This is a genomic window from Vagococcus teuberi, assembly GCF_001870205.1.
GTDB lineage: Bacteria > Bacillota > Bacilli > Lactobacillales > Vagococcaceae > Vagococcus > Vagococcus teuberi.
Map to the genome: position 1 here is coordinate 1,228,256 of NZ_CP017267.1, position 19,370 is coordinate 1,247,625.

At 35.0% G+C, this 19,370-nt stretch carries 24 protein-coding genes and 2 pseudogenes; 4 read left to right on the forward strand and 22 right to left on the reverse strand.

Annotation, left to right across the window (positions count from 1 at the left end; genetic code table 11):
• The first annotated feature begins 36 nt into the window (after positions 1–36).
• From BHY08_RS05865 to BHY08_RS11355, 4 genes are all read left to right on the forward strand, one after another.
• Entirely contained in the window at positions 37–1,176 is a 1,140-nt protein-coding gene (locus BHY08_RS05865; protein WP_071456991.1) for a homoserine dehydrogenase, read from the forward strand.
• Positions 1,169–2,491, forward strand: a complete 1,323-nt coding sequence (locus tag BHY08_RS05870; protein WP_071456992.1) for an aspartate kinase — start codon at positions 1,169–1,171, stop codon at positions 2,489–2,491. The genes BHY08_RS05865 and BHY08_RS05870 overlap by 8 nt, the downstream gene beginning before the upstream one ends.
• A complete protein-coding gene (locus BHY08_RS05875; RefSeq protein ID WP_071456993.1) occupies positions 2,488–3,501 on the forward strand; it encodes an aspartate-semialdehyde dehydrogenase in 1,014 nt (337 codons plus the stop codon). Before BHY08_RS05870 ends, BHY08_RS05875 begins: the two co-directional genes overlap by 4 nt.
• An 808-nt stretch (positions 3,502–4,309) precedes the next feature.
• On the forward strand, positions 4,310–4,534 hold the full coding sequence (locus tag BHY08_RS11355) for a transposase (RefSeq protein WP_276325595.1): 225 nt from the start codon (positions 4,310–4,312) through the stop codon (positions 4,532–4,534).
• A gap of 138 nt (positions 4,535–4,672) precedes the next feature.
• Here the strand turns inward: BHY08_RS11355 and BHY08_RS05885 are convergent, their stop codons facing one another.
• The 22 genes and pseudogenes from BHY08_RS05885 to fabT all read right to left on the reverse strand — a co-directional run bounded on the left by BHY08_RS05885 (position 4,673) and on the right by fabT (position 19,207).
• On the reverse strand, positions 4,673–5,032 hold the full coding sequence (locus BHY08_RS05885; RefSeq protein WP_071456995.1) for a DUF1304 domain-containing protein: 360 nt from the start codon (positions 5,030–5,032) through the stop codon (positions 4,673–4,675).
• 2 nt (positions 5,033–5,034) lie between these two features.
• The gene (locus BHY08_RS05890; protein ID WP_071456996.1) at positions 5,035–5,322 is read right to left on the reverse strand and encodes a putative quinol monooxygenase; all 288 of its coding nucleotides are present in this window, start codon (positions 5,320–5,322) and stop codon (positions 5,035–5,037) included.
• A gap of 14 nt (positions 5,323–5,336) precedes the next feature.
• Entirely contained in the window at positions 5,337–5,975 is a 639-nt protein-coding gene (locus BHY08_RS05895) for a nitroreductase family protein (protein ID WP_071456997.1), read from the reverse strand.
• A gap of 79 nt (positions 5,976–6,054) precedes the next feature.
• Complete coding sequence (locus BHY08_RS10965) at positions 6,055–6,228, reverse strand: hypothetical protein (RefSeq protein ID WP_157093637.1); 174 nt, start codon at positions 6,226–6,228, stop codon at positions 6,055–6,057.
• 162 nt (positions 6,229–6,390) lie between these two features.
• Positions 6,391–6,597, reverse strand: a complete 207-nt coding sequence (locus BHY08_RS05900; protein WP_157093638.1) for an MDR/zinc-dependent alcohol dehydrogenase-like family protein — start codon at positions 6,595–6,597, stop codon at positions 6,391–6,393.
• Between the two features lie 288 nt (positions 6,598–6,885).
• On the reverse strand, positions 6,886–7,293 hold the full coding sequence (locus tag BHY08_RS05905) for a MarR family winged helix-turn-helix transcriptional regulator (protein ID WP_071456999.1): 408 nt from the start codon (positions 7,291–7,293) through the stop codon (positions 6,886–6,888).
• 259 nt (positions 7,294–7,552) lie between these two features.
• Positions 7,553–8,377, reverse strand: a pseudogene (locus BHY08_RS05910) (transposase); the annotation flags it as partial.
• Between the two features lie 72 nt (positions 8,378–8,449).
• Positions 8,450–8,518: pseudogene (locus BHY08_RS11460) on the reverse strand (hypothetical protein); the annotation flags it as partial.
• 67 nt (positions 8,519–8,585) lie between these two features.
• Positions 8,586–8,894, reverse strand: coding sequence for a hypothetical protein (locus tag BHY08_RS05915; protein ID WP_071457000.1), 309 nt, complete (start codon positions 8,892–8,894; stop codon positions 8,586–8,588).
• 291 nt (positions 8,895–9,185) lie between these two features.
• The gene (locus BHY08_RS05920) at positions 9,186–9,527 is read right to left on the reverse strand and encodes a metal-sulfur cluster assembly factor (RefSeq protein ID WP_071457001.1); all 342 of its coding nucleotides are present in this window, start codon (positions 9,525–9,527) and stop codon (positions 9,186–9,188) included.
• An 82-nt stretch (positions 9,528–9,609) separates the two neighbouring features.
• A complete protein-coding gene (locus BHY08_RS05925; protein ID WP_071457002.1) occupies positions 9,610–10,398 on the reverse strand; it encodes an acetyl-CoA carboxylase carboxyltransferase subunit alpha in 789 nt (262 codons plus the stop codon).
• Entirely contained in the window at positions 10,391–11,257 is an 867-nt protein-coding gene (accD, locus tag BHY08_RS05930) for an acetyl-CoA carboxylase, carboxyltransferase subunit beta (protein ID WP_071457003.1), read from the reverse strand. Before accD ends, BHY08_RS05925 begins: the two co-directional genes overlap by 8 nt.
• Positions 11,258–11,278: 21 nt before the next feature.
• Positions 11,279–12,640, reverse strand: coding sequence for an acetyl-CoA carboxylase biotin carboxylase subunit (accC, locus tag BHY08_RS05935; RefSeq protein WP_071457004.1), 1,362 nt, complete (start codon positions 12,638–12,640; stop codon positions 11,279–11,281).
• A gap of 4 nt (positions 12,641–12,644) precedes the next feature.
• Complete coding sequence (fabZ, locus tag BHY08_RS05940) at positions 12,645–13,073, reverse strand: 3-hydroxyacyl-ACP dehydratase FabZ (RefSeq protein ID WP_071457005.1); 429 nt, start codon at positions 13,071–13,073, stop codon at positions 12,645–12,647.
• 11 nt (positions 13,074–13,084) lie between these two features.
• Positions 13,085–13,537 carry an acetyl-CoA carboxylase biotin carboxyl carrier protein gene (gene accB / locus BHY08_RS05945; protein WP_071457006.1) on the reverse strand — a complete coding sequence of 151 codons (453 nt, stop codon included), beginning with the start codon at positions 13,535–13,537 and terminating at the stop codon, positions 13,085–13,087.
• Position 13,538: 1 nt separating this feature from the next.
• The gene (gene fabF / locus BHY08_RS05950) at positions 13,539–14,777 is read right to left on the reverse strand and encodes a beta-ketoacyl-ACP synthase II (RefSeq protein ID WP_071457007.1); all 1,239 of its coding nucleotides are present in this window, start codon (positions 14,775–14,777) and stop codon (positions 13,539–13,541) included.
• A gap of 10 nt (positions 14,778–14,787) precedes the next feature.
• Entirely contained in the window at positions 14,788–15,522 is a 735-nt protein-coding gene (gene fabG / locus BHY08_RS05955) for a 3-oxoacyl-[acyl-carrier-protein] reductase (protein WP_071457008.1), read from the reverse strand.
• The gene (gene fabD, locus BHY08_RS05960; protein WP_071457009.1) at positions 15,523–16,467 is read right to left on the reverse strand and encodes an ACP S-malonyltransferase; all 945 of its coding nucleotides are present in this window, start codon (positions 16,465–16,467) and stop codon (positions 15,523–15,525) included.
• Positions 16,468–16,470: 3 nt separating this feature from the next.
• Positions 16,471–17,445, reverse strand: coding sequence for an enoyl-[acyl-carrier-protein] reductase FabK (gene fabK, locus BHY08_RS05965; protein WP_071457010.1), 975 nt, complete (start codon positions 17,443–17,445; stop codon positions 16,471–16,473).
• A gap of 65 nt (positions 17,446–17,510) precedes the next feature.
• Positions 17,511–17,756, reverse strand: coding sequence for an acyl carrier protein (locus BHY08_RS05970; RefSeq protein WP_071457011.1), 246 nt, complete (start codon positions 17,754–17,756; stop codon positions 17,511–17,513).
• A gap of 20 nt (positions 17,757–17,776) precedes the next feature.
• Complete coding sequence (locus tag BHY08_RS05975; protein WP_071457012.1) at positions 17,777–18,748, reverse strand: beta-ketoacyl-ACP synthase III; 972 nt, start codon at positions 18,746–18,748, stop codon at positions 17,777–17,779.
• 18 nt (positions 18,749–18,766) lie between these two features.
• The gene (gene fabT / locus BHY08_RS05980) at positions 18,767–19,207 is read right to left on the reverse strand and encodes a fatty acid biosynthesis transcriptional regulator FabT (RefSeq protein WP_071457013.1); all 441 of its coding nucleotides are present in this window, start codon (positions 19,205–19,207) and stop codon (positions 18,767–18,769) included.
• Between the last annotated feature and the right edge of the window lie 163 nt (positions 19,208–19,370).

Here is a 19,370-nt window from a genome sequence, read left to right on the forward strand (position 1 = left end):
ATACAAAAACAAGTGTATTTTACAGGAGGACTTATTATGAAAATTGCAATCCTTGGTTTTGGAACAGTTGGTTCAGGTGTTTATGAAATTTTACAGCAAAAAAATTTAGCAAAAAAATTTAGCGTGGAAAAAGTATGGTGTCGTCCAAATGACACAATTGACATTCCAAAATTTTGTTCTAATATTGAAGACATTATAAACGATAAAGACATTGAACTGGTTGTCGAGGTATTAGGTGGCATTGATGTGCCGTTTGATTTAATCTCTCGCATGTTAAAAAGTAAAAAACATGTGGTCACTGCAAATAAAGCCGTTATCGCAAGACATTATGACGCATTAACTGATTTAGCAAAAGAAAATGGTGTGTCACTTAACTTTGAAGCAAGTGTTGGTGGTGGGATTCCATGGATTAAAAACGTGGAATTAGCTTCAAGAATCGATGCTATTTCAAAATGCTATGGTGTTTTAAATGGCACATCAAACTTTATCTTAGATACCATGTTAAAAGAAGACCAAGATTTTGATGATGTATTAAAAGAAGCCCAAGATTTAGGTTACGCAGAATCTGACCCAAGTGCAGATATTGATGGCTTTGATGTGTTAAATAAATTAATTATTTCAGCTAGAAAAGCATTCAATAAAAAACTCGATCCAGATGATTTCTTTGTTCACTCAATGAGACAAATCACAAAAGGCGATATTCATTACTTCAAACAAAAAGGCCATATTGTAAAATACATCGGTGAAATTACGCATGACGAAGGGGTTATCTCGTTACATGCTGTACCAGAAACATTTACAGAAGCGACGATTCCAAGTAACAATAATATCGCTAGTCTTGAAGGAAAAACAATTGGAACATTAAAATTCTACGGACAAGGTGCAGGTAAATTACCAACCGCTAATGCCGTTGTACAAGATATTTTAGATATTTCAAAAAATATTTCTTATATTGATACTGACAACGTTGAAAATAATGATATAATTGAAAAAAAAATAAATCGCTATACATTCTTTATTCGAACAAACGAAACAATTGATGATGCGCTAATTAAAGAAAAAGATGGTGATTATTTCATTACTCATCCTATTACATTAGCTGACATCAAAAAACAAACACAATTAAATGATTCTCTGATTGTAAGAGTGATTACTCAGGAGGATTGGCATGATTAAAGTAACAAAATTTGGCGGAAGCAGTGTTGCGAATGCCACTCAATTTAAAAAAGTTAAAAATATTATTGATAGTGACCCAACCCGTACTGTTGTGGTCACAAGTGCCAGTGGGAAAGAACAATCTGACGACCACAAAATGACCGATTTACTTTACCTATGCTATGAGCATAAACGTTACGGAATGCCATTTGATGATTTATTTCAAATGATTCGCGACAAATTAACTCGTATTGAAGATGAATTAGATCTTGAGTCAACGATTTCTGAAGACTTAGATTTTTTGTATCAAAAACTTTCTGATTCAATTGACATTGACTATCTTGTCAGTCGTGGGGAATACTTAACAGCTAAATTATTAAGCAATTATTTGGGATTTAAGTTTGTTGATGCAAAGGACATTATCATCTTTAAACCAAATGGCCAAATTGATGAAAAACGCTCATGCAAAGCCATTCAAAATCTTATTAAAGAATCTGATAAAATCGTCGTACCTGGTTTTTACGGGGCGTATCCTGATAAATCTATTCACTTGATGTCTCGTGGCGGAAGTGATATTACGGGAAGTTTCCTAGCAAATGTCATGGACGCTGTGTGTTATGAAAACTGGACAGATGTTTCTGGTATTTTAAAAGCCGATCCAAGAATCGTGAACAATCCAAAACAAATTGAAACCATTACCTATGAAGAATTACGTGAATTAGCTTATATGGGAGCTAATGTTATCCATGAGGAAGCAGTTAACCCTGTTAGACAAAAAGGGATTCCTATTCACATATTAAATACGAATGACCCACAAAATCGTGGAACAGTTATCACAGCTGAAGACGAGCAAGAAAAACGTCAAGCGATTACTGGGATTACAGGGAAGAAAGATTTCTCGATTATTACGGTTGTTAAATCCCACATGTCAAATGACTTTGGAACCATTCGAAAAGCACTCGAATGTATGGAAAAATACCGTATTATTGTCGAGCATATCCCAACTGGTGTGGATTCATTTTCTTTAGTGGTTGAAACAGCAAAATTAAAACCATTTTATTATGAAGTTATCTCTGATTTAAAAGCGAGTACACAAGCTGATAAAGTCAGTGTCATTCACGATTTCGCCCTTATTGCGATTGTGTCTCGTTTTATGAAAAACAAAACAGGCATGAGTGGGCGTTTGTTTAGCGCTCTTGGAGAGCAACAGATTAATATCTCACTTATTTCCCAAACAAGTGATGAATTAACCATTATTATTGGTGTTAAAAACGAAGATTATAATACCACGATTCAAACAATCTATTATGAATTTGAAGGAGACGATAGTTTATGAGCGAGTTAACTGTAGCAATTTTAGGAGCCACTGGCGAAGTTGGAAAAGAGATGTTAAATTCTCTGTTAGAACGCCAGATTCCCATTAAAGAATTAAGATTATTTGCCTCTAAACGAAGTACTGGACAAAAAGTTGCGTTTGGTGACAAAGAATTAGTAATCGAAACATTAACAACAGACTGTTTTGAAGGAATTGATGTTGTCTTATGTGCGTTAGATGACGATATTGCTCGTATCTACCTGCCTGAAGCCAAAAAACAAGGTTGTTTAATTATTGATAATTCAAGTATTTATCGACTAGATGAAGACGTACCTTTAGTTGTACCAGAAGTGAATCCTGATGATATTTATACCAATCAAGGGATCATTGCAAACCCTAACTGTTCAACAATTATTGCACTTGTTGCCATTGCCCAACTACACAAAAAAGCAACTATCAATTCAATGATTGTGTCAACTTACCAAGCTGTTTCAGGTGCTGGTAAACAAGGGATTGAAGAACTTGAAACTCAAGTCGTTGATATTTCTGAAGGAAAAAGTGTGACTCCTCATGTCTTCCCTTATCAGATTGCCTATAATTTAATTCCGCAAATTGGTGGATTTAATGCTGAAGGGCATTCAAGCGAAGAAATGAAATTACAAAATGAAGGACGTAAAATCCTCCATCATCCAACACTTGATGTAACATGTACATGTGTGCGTGTTCCTGTCGTTCGTTCGCACTCCGAAGCGATCACTCTTTTCTTAGATAATGATTTGAGCGTTGAAGAAGCACGTCAAATCATCAGCGAAACTGACGGCGTGAAGTTAGTCGATAATTTAGACAACCAAGGTTACCCAATGCCACTTGATACATCTAACCAAGATTTAGTTTATGTTGGGCGTATCAGAAAAAGTAAAGTCGGTAATCAATCAGTCTTAACTCTGTGGTGTTGTGGCGACCAAGTAAGAAAAGGTGCTGCAACAAATGCCGTACAAATTTTAGAACACTACATAAAGCATTCTAACTAAACATGCTGGCTTGTAAAGATGAAGAGATTTGACTAGTTCATGATTTTATTTTGCCGAGTTTGTACTATCATAATAAAAGAGGCTGTACACTAAATCGTATTGATAGATTAAATTCTATCAATGCGTTTTTTTATTTTGGGCATAGAAAAAGGGGTATTCTTATTGGTAAAATTAAGTCGTCTATAACTAACATTCCAAAGGAGAATGACCCTATAGATAATAATACAAGAAAACTACTCAATTCAACAGATGATTCTCTTATTTTGAATGAGAATTGGTTGTCTCGTGAAGCGAGAAACAACCGCTCATTTAACATGATGACAGGTCGATTAGTGAATAAAGATAAGCAATGCCAGAAATGTGGATGTTATCAATCCGTTAAAAACGGAACGCATCAAATAGTCAATTGCCTGCAGTTGAACGTCGCCAAACTTATCTGAAACTTCACAGAGAACGTTACCTTTGTAGAAACTGTGGATCAACTTTCAGTGCTTCTACTTCTCTAGTAGATGACTATTGTCACATTTCTAAACAACTTAAATACTAAATTGCGTTTGACTTAAAAGAGAATCGATCACGTAAAAAAATCGCAGCATGCCACAGTGTCTCTGAAAATACTGTTAAACGTGTGTTAGTATCATTTACGAATCATCAGCAACCGAATTTTAATTTCTTGCCCACGGCTCTTTGTGTAGATGAGTTACTTTCTTATAGTTCTCTATTAACAAAAGCGTATCATTTTATCCAAGAATTGAAGTATGCTTATAGAACCAACGATTATGTCTTATTTTTAGAGTGATGTTCAAAGATACCTGTTGAATTACCAAAGTATGTTAAAGACAAATTCAAGATATTTGGTAAGTTCTCCCAAGGAGTCATGAATGTCTTTAAATACTCCTATTCAAATGGTTTCTTAGAAGGCATTAATAATAAAATTAAAGTGATTAAACGTGTGGCCTATGGCTATCGAAACTTTTTACTATTCAAACGACGTATCTTTTTGATTCAAAATCAAGTTTTTCAGGTTAAATAAAAAAGCGAGAGAATGTCTTCCCTCACTTCAATTAATTCTATTTCATTTTTGAGACTTTTTCATCAATATTATTGTCCATCAACACGATTTGACATAGAGCCGCAAAAACCTCAACCTTAATTGATTGTCGTTTTCTCTTTAAAAGAAGGTTGAAACAAGTGCTAGAATGGCTAAACCACCTTGTGTTAAAATAATCTTTTTATCACTTGTTAAACTACCATATAAAGCAACTAAAATTATATAAACTAATAATACCCGACTAATTTCAAGTGAAGTCTTTGATAAAAATACACTATACAACAATCCTACACCAATTAGACCATTATATACCCCTTGATTTTTAAATAAGGTACTTACAGAATTTCTTTTCAATTCTTCTTTTGTCATATTAAAAACTCTACTCGTTACACCTGATGTAGTTGCAAAAGTCTCTAGATACATGATATAGAAAAATTCCAAAGCAACAAATACGATTAAAACAGTTGAAATTATAGACATCTCTATTCCTCATTTTCTGTGATAATTAATTCTGTTTTCTTCTCAGCATATTCTGACATTTTTCCAAATAAGTTTATTAATAGTGGATTTTGGTTATGTTTATCAATTGATTCTTGGTTTTTCCAATGTTCAATCATCACAAATTGATTTTTCTTTTCCACTGATTCATATAAATCATATAGCAAGCAACCTTCTTCCAATCGTGTAGAAGCAATTAAAGGTACTATATCCGCTAAAAAATCCTCTCTTTTATCATTTTTTACATAAAAATTTGCTTGTATAATTTTCATTTTTCTCCCTCCTCTCATTTAAATTCAGTGATTTTTTCAGCAGCCAATCGAACAGAAGTATATCCAGCTTCTTTCTCTTTTCCGATAGATAAAATCATTACTGGTACATATCTCTCTTTATCTAACCCAAAAGCTTCTGCTAACTGATCAGACTCGAATCCTCCAATTGGATTCGTTTCATATCCATGTGCCCGAGCAATGAGCATGAATTGCATCGCAACTAAACTTGAATCAATTTTTACTACATCATTCATTTGTTCTTTAGTAAAATTTTTGTAATATGGAATAATTGCAGCCAATTGTTGGTCTCTTACTTCAGCTGGCATTTTACCTTCTTCAACTGCTTGGTTGTAAATATCTTCCCCTAATTCATAGCATTGCATGTCACCAAAAATCAAAACCATTGCTGAGGAAGTATCATTTTGCTTTGTATTGAAACGAATTAATGGTTTTAGTTTAGATTTTTGTTCATCACTCTCAACAACGACAAAACGCCAAGGTTGCATATTAACTGATGATGGTGCAGTCGTTGCTTCTTGAATCATTTCAAGCATTTCTTCATGAGATATTTTTACTGTTTCATCATATCCACGAACAGATTTTCTTCCAAATATAATTTCTGAAAAATCATTGTTTACCAAATTTTTTGACATATTCTTTCCTCTTCCATTTCATTTTTACAATTTTTTTAAAAACCAATTTATGCTATTACGCTTTTTATGAGTCTTCATTCTACTCATTTATCTTTTTATTCGTAAAATCAACTACAATTTTCCCTTTCACACGTCCGCTGCTTATTTCTTTCATAGCTGATTTGGTATAAGATGGCGTATGAATACTCGTGATAGAGGCAATTTTTCCTCCGATTTTCACAACATCAAATGAATGCGTTAGTTCATTCTTCACCTCTCATGTCAAAAACAACATCTACTGGAGGCAGCACTTCATAAAAATTTTCTTTATGATAGTCAATAAATTCAATACTTCCAAATTGTTGTAAAAAAGCTTTTCATTCCTTACTTGCCGTCTTATAAACCTTTGTATCGGTTAAAAGAGCAAATTGAATAGCTATGTGACTATGTGACCTACTCCACCTGATCCACCAAGAATTAAAATAGATTGTTTTTCCTTTAGTTGAAGCCAGTCAAACAATCCTTGATAGGCAGTTAATCCCGCAAGCGGAACTGAAGCTGATTCAACAAGAGAACGATTTTTTGGTGCTTTTGCTATATCATTTTCACCAACAACAACGTATTCTTGGAAAGCCCCTGTCATCGGTGTTCTTCCGTATACAGAATCATCTACTCTAAATTTTGTGATTTTTGAACCCACGGCTTCTATAACGCCTGAAAATCATGCCCTAGTATCAAGCGTATTGAATAACGCAAAACAAATTTTGCATCACCATTGCGAATTCTGTAATCAATTGGATTCAAACTTGCTGAATGAACTTTGATTATTATACTATTCTCAGACAGTACAGGTTTTTGTATTTCATTCAAAAAAGTTGTTCTTGCTTTCCGTTCTGTCCTCTCCTTCATTCGCCAAGCCAATTCCCTATATTTATTTCACTAATTTTGTTAATAAATTTAGTAGAGTATTTTCTTCTTCCTCATTCAATGGCGACATCATCGTTTTATTTGGATGACCAAATTCTCTTTCACAATGTTCCAGTTCTTTTGTTGCATTCTCTGTAATTCTAACAACAACTTCTCGATTATTATTTTTGTTTCTTTCACGTATAACATAATTTTTTTCTTCTAAAATCTTTAAATGTCTAGTGACCGCAGCACTATCTATTTTCAACTCATGTTGCAAATTTGTTTGCGAACACTGTCCATTCTCTTTCAGAAATAACATTAATTCATAACGTGTAATACTAAATCCTGTTTCTTTTTCAAATTTAGTAGTCATTTCTTGATTGGCAAGTTTAAGTTGATAAAATAGTTTGCTAAGTTTTCTTAAATTCATCTATTACTCCTTTCATATATGATTAATCAATAGTTGACCAGTCAAATATAACTCATTTTCAACACTTTGAAAAGTAGTTTGCTTAAATTAACTCTAAAAATTTATTCGTTATTATAAAATAAAAAAGCACAATCTAATAAAATTGTGCTCAGAATGAAGACAAACTAATTACTCATTAAGAGTAATTGGGTTGTCTTTTTTATATCCTATGATTAATTTAGGTAAATAATTAAAAATAGACAAAAAAATAGAGCCCTCTAGGTCTCTTATATGGAAAAATAGGTGTTAAGTTATCTTGAAATAACAAATGAGCAATACCTGGTGTCTTGTAGCCTGCATCCATCACTAATTTATTCAGAGTGAAATAACTTTTTAATTTATTGTAAATAGAGATAAAAGTACGACTATCATGTTGATTACCTGGATGCGTTGTATATCCTAAAACCCATCCGTTTTTATCACATGCCACTTGTGTGGCATAGGCAAAGACTTGTTTATGTTCTCCTTTATGAAACCAGCCACTGTCAGCATCATTTTTACTAATTTTTTTAACCTTTGTATTTGTCTCACTTTTTTCTTTTCTTTTTAAGGACTTTTTTAATTGTTTTTCTCTATCGATTTCAACTTCTTTTTAAAGTGATTTTACATAAAATAATGTGTCTTCAGTTAATTCTTTGCTTTCATACTTTTTATTATTTGCATGTGCTTTGATACGAGTCCCATCAATAAATATCTCAGACGTATCAACTAAATGAACTTCTATACACTACGCTAAAATACCATAAAAAATTTGTTCAAAGATATCTGTTCCTTTAAATCTTCTTGAGTAATTTTTACCAAAAGTTGAAAAGTGAGGGACTGAGTCTTGGATATCTAAACCTAAAAACTATCTGTAAGCCATATTTACTTCGACTTCTTTAATCCTTTGTCTCATGCTCTTAATTCCGTATAAGTATTGTATCAAGGGAAGTTTGATTAACATAACTGGATCTAAACTAGGTCGTCCATTAGACTGATCATATTTATCCTCAACAAGTTGATAAATAAAACTAAAATCGACGTATTTATCAATATCTCTTAGAAGAACTGTTAGATAACAATGAACCACTCTACCTTTCTTTCCTTTACCATTCTCCACCTTAATTTGATATTCTTCAATATGATACTGTTTAAGATTCATAATCTCACTTATTCTGAGACCAGTATCAACTAATATCAGTAACAGTAAGTAATTTCTTTCATTTGTAAACTTCGTCTGAAGCCCTAGATGGAACTTATCCTTACGTTTTACATTAGTGAAGGTTTTTGAGTTTTAACATCTGTTTTACCTCATCATCAGAGAATCTATTGATAACAACTTGTCTTTCTTTTACCCACTTTACATACCAACATGCAATTTCTTTTTCTCTCATGTAATTCTCATCTACACAATACCTAAAAAATGTTCTAATGTTACGTAAATGGCTATTTACGTAAGATTCTGCTTTTCCTTCTTCAATATTTTTAATCAAAAAATCGCGTACATGAGATATGGTAACCATACCTAGTGAGTCAATATTTTTTCCCCTAAAAATTTCAGAAATAAACTCAAAGTTTCCCATGTTTTTTTATCGTCTTTGGAGACAATCCTCTTGTCCTATCACTAAATACCAACTCCTCTACTAAATCCTTTAATAACAATCTTTCCATAACAAAAAAACTCCTTCGCTAACATATTAATTAACGAAAGAGCTTATTAATTCTTGTCACTTTAATTTGGGAATCATTCAAAATTTGACTCTTTTAGTCAGTAATCCAAACTATGAGAAATTCATCTTGGATACCATACTAAGTGAGCATTTCACTCATCAAATCCTAATTGAAACACCTTCAAAACCCTTGCTATATCAGCCTTATCTAATCCCTAAAGATATTCTGGCATATCTGCTCATACGATCAGTCGTCCACGCTGGATACCAAACGAGTTTTACTTCTAATTTTTTGATTTCATCTATATCACTTAATGCATCGTGAATTTGTTCTGTGATAACGTCTGCTAATGGGCATCCCATCGTAGTCAACGTCATTTTAACTTCGCAATAACCTTCTTCATCCAAATTCACTTCGTAGACCAATCCTAAATTAACAATATCGATTCCCAATTCAGGGTCAATGACCGTCTCTAGTGCAGCAAGAATATCTTCTTTTACTTCATTTAGTTCTTCTTCAGTCCATTTTGACTCACTCATTTTCATTCTACCCCCTCAATATAAACTCACTTTTATATTAACTGAGAAATGAGTGTTTGTAAACGACTTAGCTAATGCTCACAAAAATTTAATATTTTCTAAACCGATTATATCGTTGATTTTTCAACTCATCTACCGACATTGTCTGATAATCATTCAACTGATCAATAATAGTCTTTTTAAGATTCTTGATAATGTCTTTTTTAGATAACGTATCATTGCCACATGTCTCAGATATTACCTTATCAACAACATGTAATTCCTTTAATTCAAAAGCTGTCAACTTCATAATTTCTGCTGCCTCTGAACTTCTAGAACTATCTTTCCATAAAATTGAAGCAAATCCTTCAGGTGAGAGAATTGAGTAAATACTATGTTCCAATATCCAAACATCATTTGCTACAGCTAATGCAAGTGCACCACCACTTCCCCCTTCACCTGTCAAAATAGAAAGAATTGGGACAGAGAGTTGGCTCATCTCATACAAATTTTTTGCAATCGCCTCACCTTCGCCACGTTCTTCGGCTTCTACACCACAAAATGCTCCTGGTGTATTGACTAAAGTAATAATCGGTCGATGAAACTTCTCTGCCTGTTTCATCAATCTCAACGCTTTTCGATATCCTTCTGGTGTTGGAGAGCCAAATCTCGTTTTAACATTTTCTTCTAACGTTTGTCCCTTTTGAATACCAATAATCGTTACAGGTATCGAGTTAATTAGTCCAATCCCACCAACTACAGCTTTATCATCTCCATAATAACGATCGCCATGAAGCTCAATAAACTCTTCCGTGACACCATCGATTATTTCTTTCGTCGTAAGTCGTTTGCTATCTCTAGCTAGTTGCACAATGTCATTTGCCGTATATTTAGTCATCTCCTTCACCTCCATTATGAAGTAACAGAAGGGTAGACAACGTAGATTTCATTTCTTTACGTGTCACAATCTTATCAATAAACCCATGCTCTAATAAAAATTCTGCTCGCTGAAAATCATCTGGTAACGTTTGACGTATGGTTTGCTCAATCACACGACGTCCGGCAAACCCTATCAATGCTTGTGGTTCAGCTAAAATAATATCTCCTTGCATAGCAAAACTTGCCGTGACACCTCCTGTTGTGGGATCGGTCAAAACTGTGATATATAATAAACCACTTTCACTATGTCTTTTTATAGCTCCAGATATTTTAGCCATTTGCATTAAAGAAATAATCCCTTCCTGCATTCTAGCACCACCTGATGCTGTAAACAAAATAACAGGGAGTTTTTTTTCAGTGGCTAGTTCAACGAGTCGCGTAATTTTTTCACCAACTATATGGCTCATGCTCCCCATAATAAATTGACTATCCATCACACCAATCGCAACTTTATGATTGTTCATATAGCCAATCCCTGTTACTACAGCCTCATCTAATCCAGTCTTTTCTCGGACGTCTTTTATTTTTTCATCATAATCTGGAAAATTAATTTGATTCTTAAAGGGTATATCGGTAAACATCTCTTGAAATGTTCCTTCATCCATCATCATATCAAGACGATTATAAGCACCTAATCTAAAACAGTAACCACAATGCTGACAAGTTCTTTCTTGACCTAATTCTTTTCGGTGCAAAGGCTTTTGACAACTCGGACATTTTTCCCACACACCATCTGGCACATGAGGTTTGTCACTTTCTTGAACCGATTTATTTAAGGGAGTGATACGTATATAGTCTCTTTTTTTAAACAATCCCATATCTATCCTCCTTTTGACGTATTAGTCTTGTGACCAGTTTGGTAAAAACTCTTTCTGTAAAAATGACGTGTCATAACTTCCCTCAATCACTAATGGATGAGTCAGTAAATCTAGTTGAAACATTTGATTTGTTGTCACTCCTTCGACGACTAACTCAAGTAACGCTCGTTTCATTTTTAGTAAGGCCTCTTCTCGCGTTTGACCGTGCGTAATAATTTTAGCAATCATCGAATCATAAAACGGTGGGATAGTATAATCTTGATACATGGCACTATCCACGCGTAATCCTATCCCTCCTGATGGTAAAATTAATGACGTGATCTTACCTGGAGAGGGCGCAAAGTTAAATGCTGGGTTTTCAGCATTTAATCGACATTCAATGGCATGACCAGAAAATGACACGTCTGATTGGGTTAATGTTAGTTTTTGATGGGCCGCTATTTTTATTTGCCATTTTACGATGTCAATTCCCGTAATCATTTCAGTTACCGGGTGTTCGACTTGAATTCGTGTGTTCATTTCCATAAAATAAAAATTATTTTCTTCATCCACTAAAAATTCAATGGTTCCGGCATTTTCATAAGACACAGCCTTTGCCGCCTTAATCGCTGTATCGCCAATACGAGTTCGTAAATCATCCGATAAAGAAAAACCTGGTGCTTCTTCTAATACTTTTTGATTATTTCGTTGCAGTGAGCAATCTCTTTCACCTAAATGAATGGCATGTCCAAACTGATCACCTAATATTTGCACCTCAATATGTTTAGCTGGGTAAATAATTTTTTCAATATACATTTCACCACTACCAAATGCAGCAAGGGATTCTTGTTGAGCAGAAGAAAAGTGATGTGGCAACTCTTTAGCATGTAGTACTTTTCTAATCCCTTTTCCACCACCACCAGCAGCTGCTTTTAACATTAAAGGGTAACCAATTTTTTTTGCTATCTTCATTGCATCTTCGATTGAGTCTACCGCACCATCACTACCTGGTATAACAGGAACTTTGGCATCTAACATTATCTTTCGGGCATTGATTTTATTTCCCATCTCTTCAATCGTTTTAGATTTTGGCCCAATAAACGTGATCTGACATTCTTCGCACATTTCAGCAAACAAACTATTTTCCGCTAAAAAACCAAATCCAGGATGAATAGCTTGCGCACCTGTCACGATAGCAGCACTTAACACATTATGCATATTTAAGTATGACTCACTCGCTTTTGACGAACCAATACATATTGCTTCATCAGCTAATGCAACGTGCAACGCGTTTTTATCAGCTTCTGAGTAAATAGCAACGGTTTTAATTTCTAGTTCTTGACATGCTCGAATAATTCTAGTTGCTATCTCGCCTCGATTAGCTATTAGTATTTTATCAAACATATCATTATGCCCCAATAATAAATGTCATGAGTGCTTGACAAACGACTTTGTCTTCCACTTTAGCTGTTGCTTTTCCAACGCCAATATTTCCTTTTTGTTTAATAATTTCCATCTCCATCACTAGCACGTCACCTGGTACAACTTTTTGGCGGAACTTTACTTTATCAATACCACCTAAATAACCAGTTTTCCCTTTGAATTCTTCACTTTTTAATAGAGGTATAGAGCCAGTTTGAGCAAGAGCTTCTAATATTAATACTCCTGGCATAACAGGTTCTCCTGGAAAATGTCCAGGAAAAAAATGCTCATTGTACGTAACATTTTTTATTGCTTTAACATAACTTCCTGGTGTTAATTCTACTACTTTATCAACCATCATAATCGGGTAACGATTTGGAATAATTTCCATAATTTCTTGTACATTTAATTGCATTTTTCTTCCTCCTACGAAATCTTAAATAGTGGCTGTCCAAACTCAACAACCTCTTCATTGGTGATGAAAACTTCCGTTACAACACCAGAAACATCACTGACAACATCATTCATAATTTTCATGGCTTCAATAATACATAACGTATCTCCCACCTGTACACTATCGCCAACTGACACAAAATTTGGCTTACCAGGTTCACTGGCAGTATAAACAACTCCAACAATTGGTGACTTAATCGTTTGTCCTGAAATATCTTCTACTTTTGGTGAAACTTCTGTTGTTTCAACATCACTTACACTAACTTCTTTAACCTGATTATCGTGTTCTTTGACAACAATATCATGAGATTGTTTACTATCATTTTTACTTAAATAAAGAGATAACCCTTCAATGGACACGTTCATTTCACGTATGTCGCTATGTTCAAATCGATCAACTAACTCTTTGATAGACTCATAACTCATTTTACTCACCTCGCCATTTTTTCATCGCAATGACGGCATTATGACCACCAAATCCTAATGAATTACTTAATGTATAATTGACAGTCGCCTCTCTTTTTTCTTTCGCCACATAATCTAAGTCACAAGCTTCATCAGGATTTTCTAAACCAATAGTTGGTGGAATCGTATCAGTCATTAAAGCGCCTAAACACGCTAACGCTTCAACGGCTCCAGCTGCACCTAATAAATGACCTACCATACTTTTGGTACTTGATACCGGTGTATTGTAGGCTTCTTCTTTCATAGCATATTTTATGGCCATTGTCTCCGCACTATCATTTGTCGGTGTACTTGTTCCATGTGCATTAATATAGCTAACTTCTTCAGGTGTAATACCTGCTTCTTCCATTGCTAACATCATACATTTTCCAGCACCAGAGCCATCACTACTTGGGCTAGTTATATGATTAGCATCACAATTGGAGCCGTAACCGACGATTTCACCGTAAATTTTAGCACCTCTTTTTTTCGCATGTTCCAATTCTTCAAGAACTAAAATGGCACTACCTTCACCCATGACAAAACCATTTCTATCTTTATCAAATGGAATTGACGCTTTTTCCGGATTATCAGAATCACTCAAAGCTGTCAAAGCAGCAAAACCAGAAATACCAATTTCACAAATCGTTGCTTCCGCTCCACCAGCTAAAATAATATCTGAATACCCATGTTTGATATTTCGAAACGCTTCACCAATTGCATTGGTAGATGAGGCACATGCTGTTACAACAGACGTACAAATACCTTTTGCTCCGACCTTGATTGCAATGTTTCCAGCTGCCATGTTACTAATGGCCATCGGGACGAAAAATGGTGCGACACGTTTTGGCCCTTTTGTGTGCATACGAATGACTTGATCTTCAATCGTCTTCATCCCACCAATACCAGAGCTGACCATGACACCAAAACGATCCACATTTATCTCGTCGATATTAATCTGACTGTCTGCCACTGCTTGTTTGGCTGCAGAGATGCCATATACAGAAAACATATCCATTCGTTTTGTTTCCTTTTTTTCCATATATATGGTTGGATCAAATTCTTTCACTTCAGCTGCTACATGAATTCCTGTTTCTGTTGCATCAAACTTTTGAATTGGGGCAATCCCATTTGTTCCATTTAACACATTTTCGATAAATTCTTCTGCTGTATTTCCAATTGGTGTCACTGCTCCAACACCTGTAATTACCACTCGTTTCATGTTTTTCCTCCTAAGCGTTCATCACCATTCCACCATCTACATTGATGACTTGACCTGTAATATATGTTTGACTTGCCAGAAAAATGGCAGTATTTGCAATATCGTCTGTGTTGCCTAGTTTTTTTAATGGAATATGTGCTAAAGTCGCCTCTTTGACTTTTTCAGACAAACTATCTGTCATATCTGTTTCAATAAATCCTGGTGCAATAGCGTTGCATGTGATTCCTCTAGCTGCCAACTCTTTTGCGGCTGATTTAGTTAGACCAATCACACCTGCTTTACTGGCTGCATAATTTGCTTGTCCAATGTTCCCAATTTCCCCAATCACACTCGACATATTGATAATAGTCCCTGAACGCTGTTTTAACATCACTTTAGAAGCATGATGAATGGTATTAAACGTCCCTTTCAAGTTGACTGAAATCACATCATCAAACATTTCTTCAGACATACGCATTAATAGCATATCTTTTGTAATTCCCGCATTATTTATCAAGACATCGACTGAACCAAATACTTCTTTAGCTTCCGTGATTAATTGGTTGGCTGATTCAAACTCTTGTACATCACCAATCACACAATGTGTTTTAACACCATATGACTCGATTTCACTTATTAAATCACTATCTATCACTTTTCTAGCATTTAAGACAATATTGGCTCCTTCATTAGCAAAACGAATCGCAAGTCGCCTCCCAATACCGCGTGAACTTCCTGTAATAACGACTGTTTTATCTTTAAACATTTACTTCCCCCATTTTATTAACTTTTTTTCTAGTTGACGAAGCGTTTTGATATTCTCTATATTTTGTACGTTTATCGTACTATCAGTAGCACGAACAAAGTGGGACAATGTTTTTCCTGGTCCTAATTCAATTAAAGTATCAATTGATGCTCTTTTAAATGCATGGATTGTTTCTTCCCAATAAACGGGAGACATCATTTGATTTTTTAAGTTTAATCTAATATCATCTGTCTCTTTCAATACGTCTCCAGTGACATTTGTCACGAGTGGCAGCTTACTTTGAGAGAACATTGTGTTCAGTAGTTCTTGATAAAATATCTCTGCTGCTTGTTTTAGTAATGGTGTATGAAACGGTCCACTCACGTTTAGCGGCACCACTTTTTTTGCTCCAGCTTCTACTAGCTTTTCTTGTGCAATTAAAACCGCCTCTTTATGTCCAGCAATTGCAATTTGTTGTGGCATATTATAATTCACCGGGATGACAAGAGCATTCTCAGAACTTATTTCCTGACACACCGTTTCCACGATATCTCTATCTAATCCTATTACAGCACTCATCGCACCTTTTCCTTGTGGGACAGCTGTCTCCATCAGTTCTCCACGTTTGTGTACCAAAGATACCGCGTCAGAAAAGGAAAGTACGCCACTTTCTACTAATGCACTATATTCTCCTAAACTTAAGCCGGCTACCATTGTGGGTGATAAATCGTACTCTTGCTTAATCACCGCAGACGTCGCACAACTCATTGTTAAAATAGCAGGTTGTGTGTATTTGGTTTCGTGTAATAATGAATTGTCTTCAAACATCATATTCTTCATATCTAGTCCTAACACATCACTCGCACAGTCAAGATACTCTTTAAAAGTTGGGAATTCTTCGTACAATTCTTGTCCCATTCCATTATATTGACTACCTTGACCGCTAAAGATAAATCCTAATGTCATTTACTACCTCTTTTCTATGACCCACTCATTGTAACGACTTGTTAGACATTCAGACGTTTCAGCCATTAATTCTAAAATTATTTCTTCACAGGTTTGTTGATCAGTTTTAATCATGCCAGCAATTTGTCCAGCCATCATAGAACTATTTTTTATATCGCCATCTATCACTGCACGTTTAAGTGCACCTTTACCCAAATCTTCTAATCGATCAAAATCAGGGTTTTCTTTTCCACCTTCAAATCGCTCTGCTTTTTCAAAGGTTTGTGTTAATTTATTTCGAAGTCCTCTGACAGGATGTCCTGTTAACATACCTGTTACAACCGTATCAATATCTTTTGCCTTAACAACCTTCGTTTTAAAATTATCATGTGCAATCGATTCTTTCGACACTAAAAACCGTGTTCCTAGTTGAACTGCTTTAGCTCCAAGCATTAAAGCTGCAGCTACCCCGCGGCCATCACCAATACCACCAGCAGCAATAACTGGAATACTAACCGCATCCACTACTTGTGGAACTAATGTCATCGTGGTAGATTTTCCAATGTGGCCGCCACCTTCCATCCCTTCAACAACGACAGCGTCAGCGCCTTCTTTTTCCATTCGCTTCGCTTGTGCGACAGAAGCCACCACTGGTATCACAATAATTCCAGCCTCTTTAAATCGTTTCATGTATTTCCCTGGAGAACCTGCTCCTGTTGTAATAACTTTAACTCTTTCTTCAATCACTAAATCAACAATGTCTTCAACGAAAGGGGACATTAGCATAATATTGACACCAAATGTTTTATCCGTTAATTTTCTTGCCGCGTGTATTTTTTCATGAATGACTTCTTTTGGTGCGTGTCCGGATGCTATCAGTCCTAAACCACCAGCATTTGACACTGCACTGGCTAATTGTTCCTCAGCAACCCAAGCCATCGCACCTTGAATAATCGGGTATTTTATATCTAAAAGTTGACAAATTGTTGATTTTTCCATCGATCCACCTCATTTTTGGTTTAAAAAAATAGCTATCAGCTGTATATCGCTGATGCTATTATCATTTATTTTGCTTGTGCAATTTGCTTATCGACAAATGCCACTAAATCTTGTACGGTTACAAGACCTTCATCTGTCTCAATTTTTACGTCGTACTCTTCAAAAGCATCCTCAATATCGTTTAAAATTTGGAATAAATCTAAACTATCTGCTTCTAATTCTTCTCTAAAATTGGTCGTTAACTGTACTTCTTCTTCATCTTTTCCTAATTGATCCACAATAATTTCCTGTATTTTTTCAAAAGTTGTCATAATGAATTCCTCCAATGATTTTATAATTTAATTAGTAAACTTCCCCAGGTAAGTCCTGCACCATATCCTGTTAACATGCACAAAGACTCTCCTGATAATGGTATAACGCCCGTTTTAACTGCATCATCCAATAACAATGGAATAGATGCAGCAGATGTGTTACCAAATCTATCAACATTTGATAGAAATTTATCACTTGATATGTTTGTTTTTTTTGCCAATGCCTCTAAAATACGAAAATTTGCTTGATGTGCCAACACATAGTCGATGTCTTCAGTAGCGATAGAATGACTTAGTAAGAGTTCCAGCATATTTTTGGATACATCTCTCATAGCAAAATCAAAAATTTGTTTGCCATTCATTACTAGAAAAGGATGGGTATCACCTATTTGCCTAAATCGATTATCTCTAGCAATCACATGACCAAACAATGCTTGATGTCTTTTACCATCAGAATGAATAGATTCTGCAAGAAAAGATTGTTGTGAAGATGTTTTCTCAATCAACACACCACCAGAACCATCACCAAACAATACCGCAGTTTGTCGATCACTCCAATCTACAAGATGACTCATCACATCAGTTCCGATCACTAAAGCCGTCTGATATGATGGATGGCTCAAGTATTTTTCTGCAATAGATAATGCATAAACGAATCCAGAACACGCTGCATTCACATCAAAGCACATGGCATTTACAGCACCAACAGATTCTTGAACAACACACGCAACAGATGGTGTCGAATAGTCAGCCGACATTGTTGCCACAATGATTAAATCAATCGTTGTAACATCTATATCTTGACTTAATTTTTTAGCTACTTCCACACTAAGTGAAGCCACACTTTCTGTAACAGAAATACGTCGTTCTTTAATTCCTGTTCGTTGTGTAATCCATTCATCACTTGTTTCTAAAAACTGAGCTAAATCATGGTTTGTTACTCTTTTTTTAGGTAGTGCCTTAGCAGTTTTTGTTATCTTAGGGTATAGCATCCCTGACTCCCTCACTACTTAATAGTATTTTTTTAAAAAATGATGCAAGCTACTGAGTCCTTTGACTAAAGCTTTCTTTTCTTCTTCAGACATGTCTTCTAAAACAGCTTCGACCATTTTTTTATGGAAATGCTGATGTAATCGATAAAACAGACGTCCTCGATTGGTTAATTTCAATCTCACAATACGACGATCACTTTCACTTCTCACACGGTCAACATAACCCTTTTTCACCAAATTATTGATTGCCACAGTCAACGTCCCAACGGTTATTGACAATTCTTTTGCTACTTCACCCGTTGTTTTCTTTCCACTCATACCAATCGCTTCAATCGTGTGCATCTCTTTAATTGACAAATCAGAAAAATCACTTTTTTTAAGCTCTGTTTCTTCAATTGTCAAAATATCATTAAATACTTTAACCAACTGAGAATTGACAATCGTTATTTTCTCATCCATATACTTGCCTCTTCCTTAAATTGTTTGATAATCAAAGTATATGGGTAAAAAAAAGAAAAAGCAATGCGAAATAGTTTGATAATCAAATGATTTGATAATCAAAGTATATGGAATAGTTTTATAAAAAGCAAGCATTTTTTATTTTTTTTTTCGAATATACTCA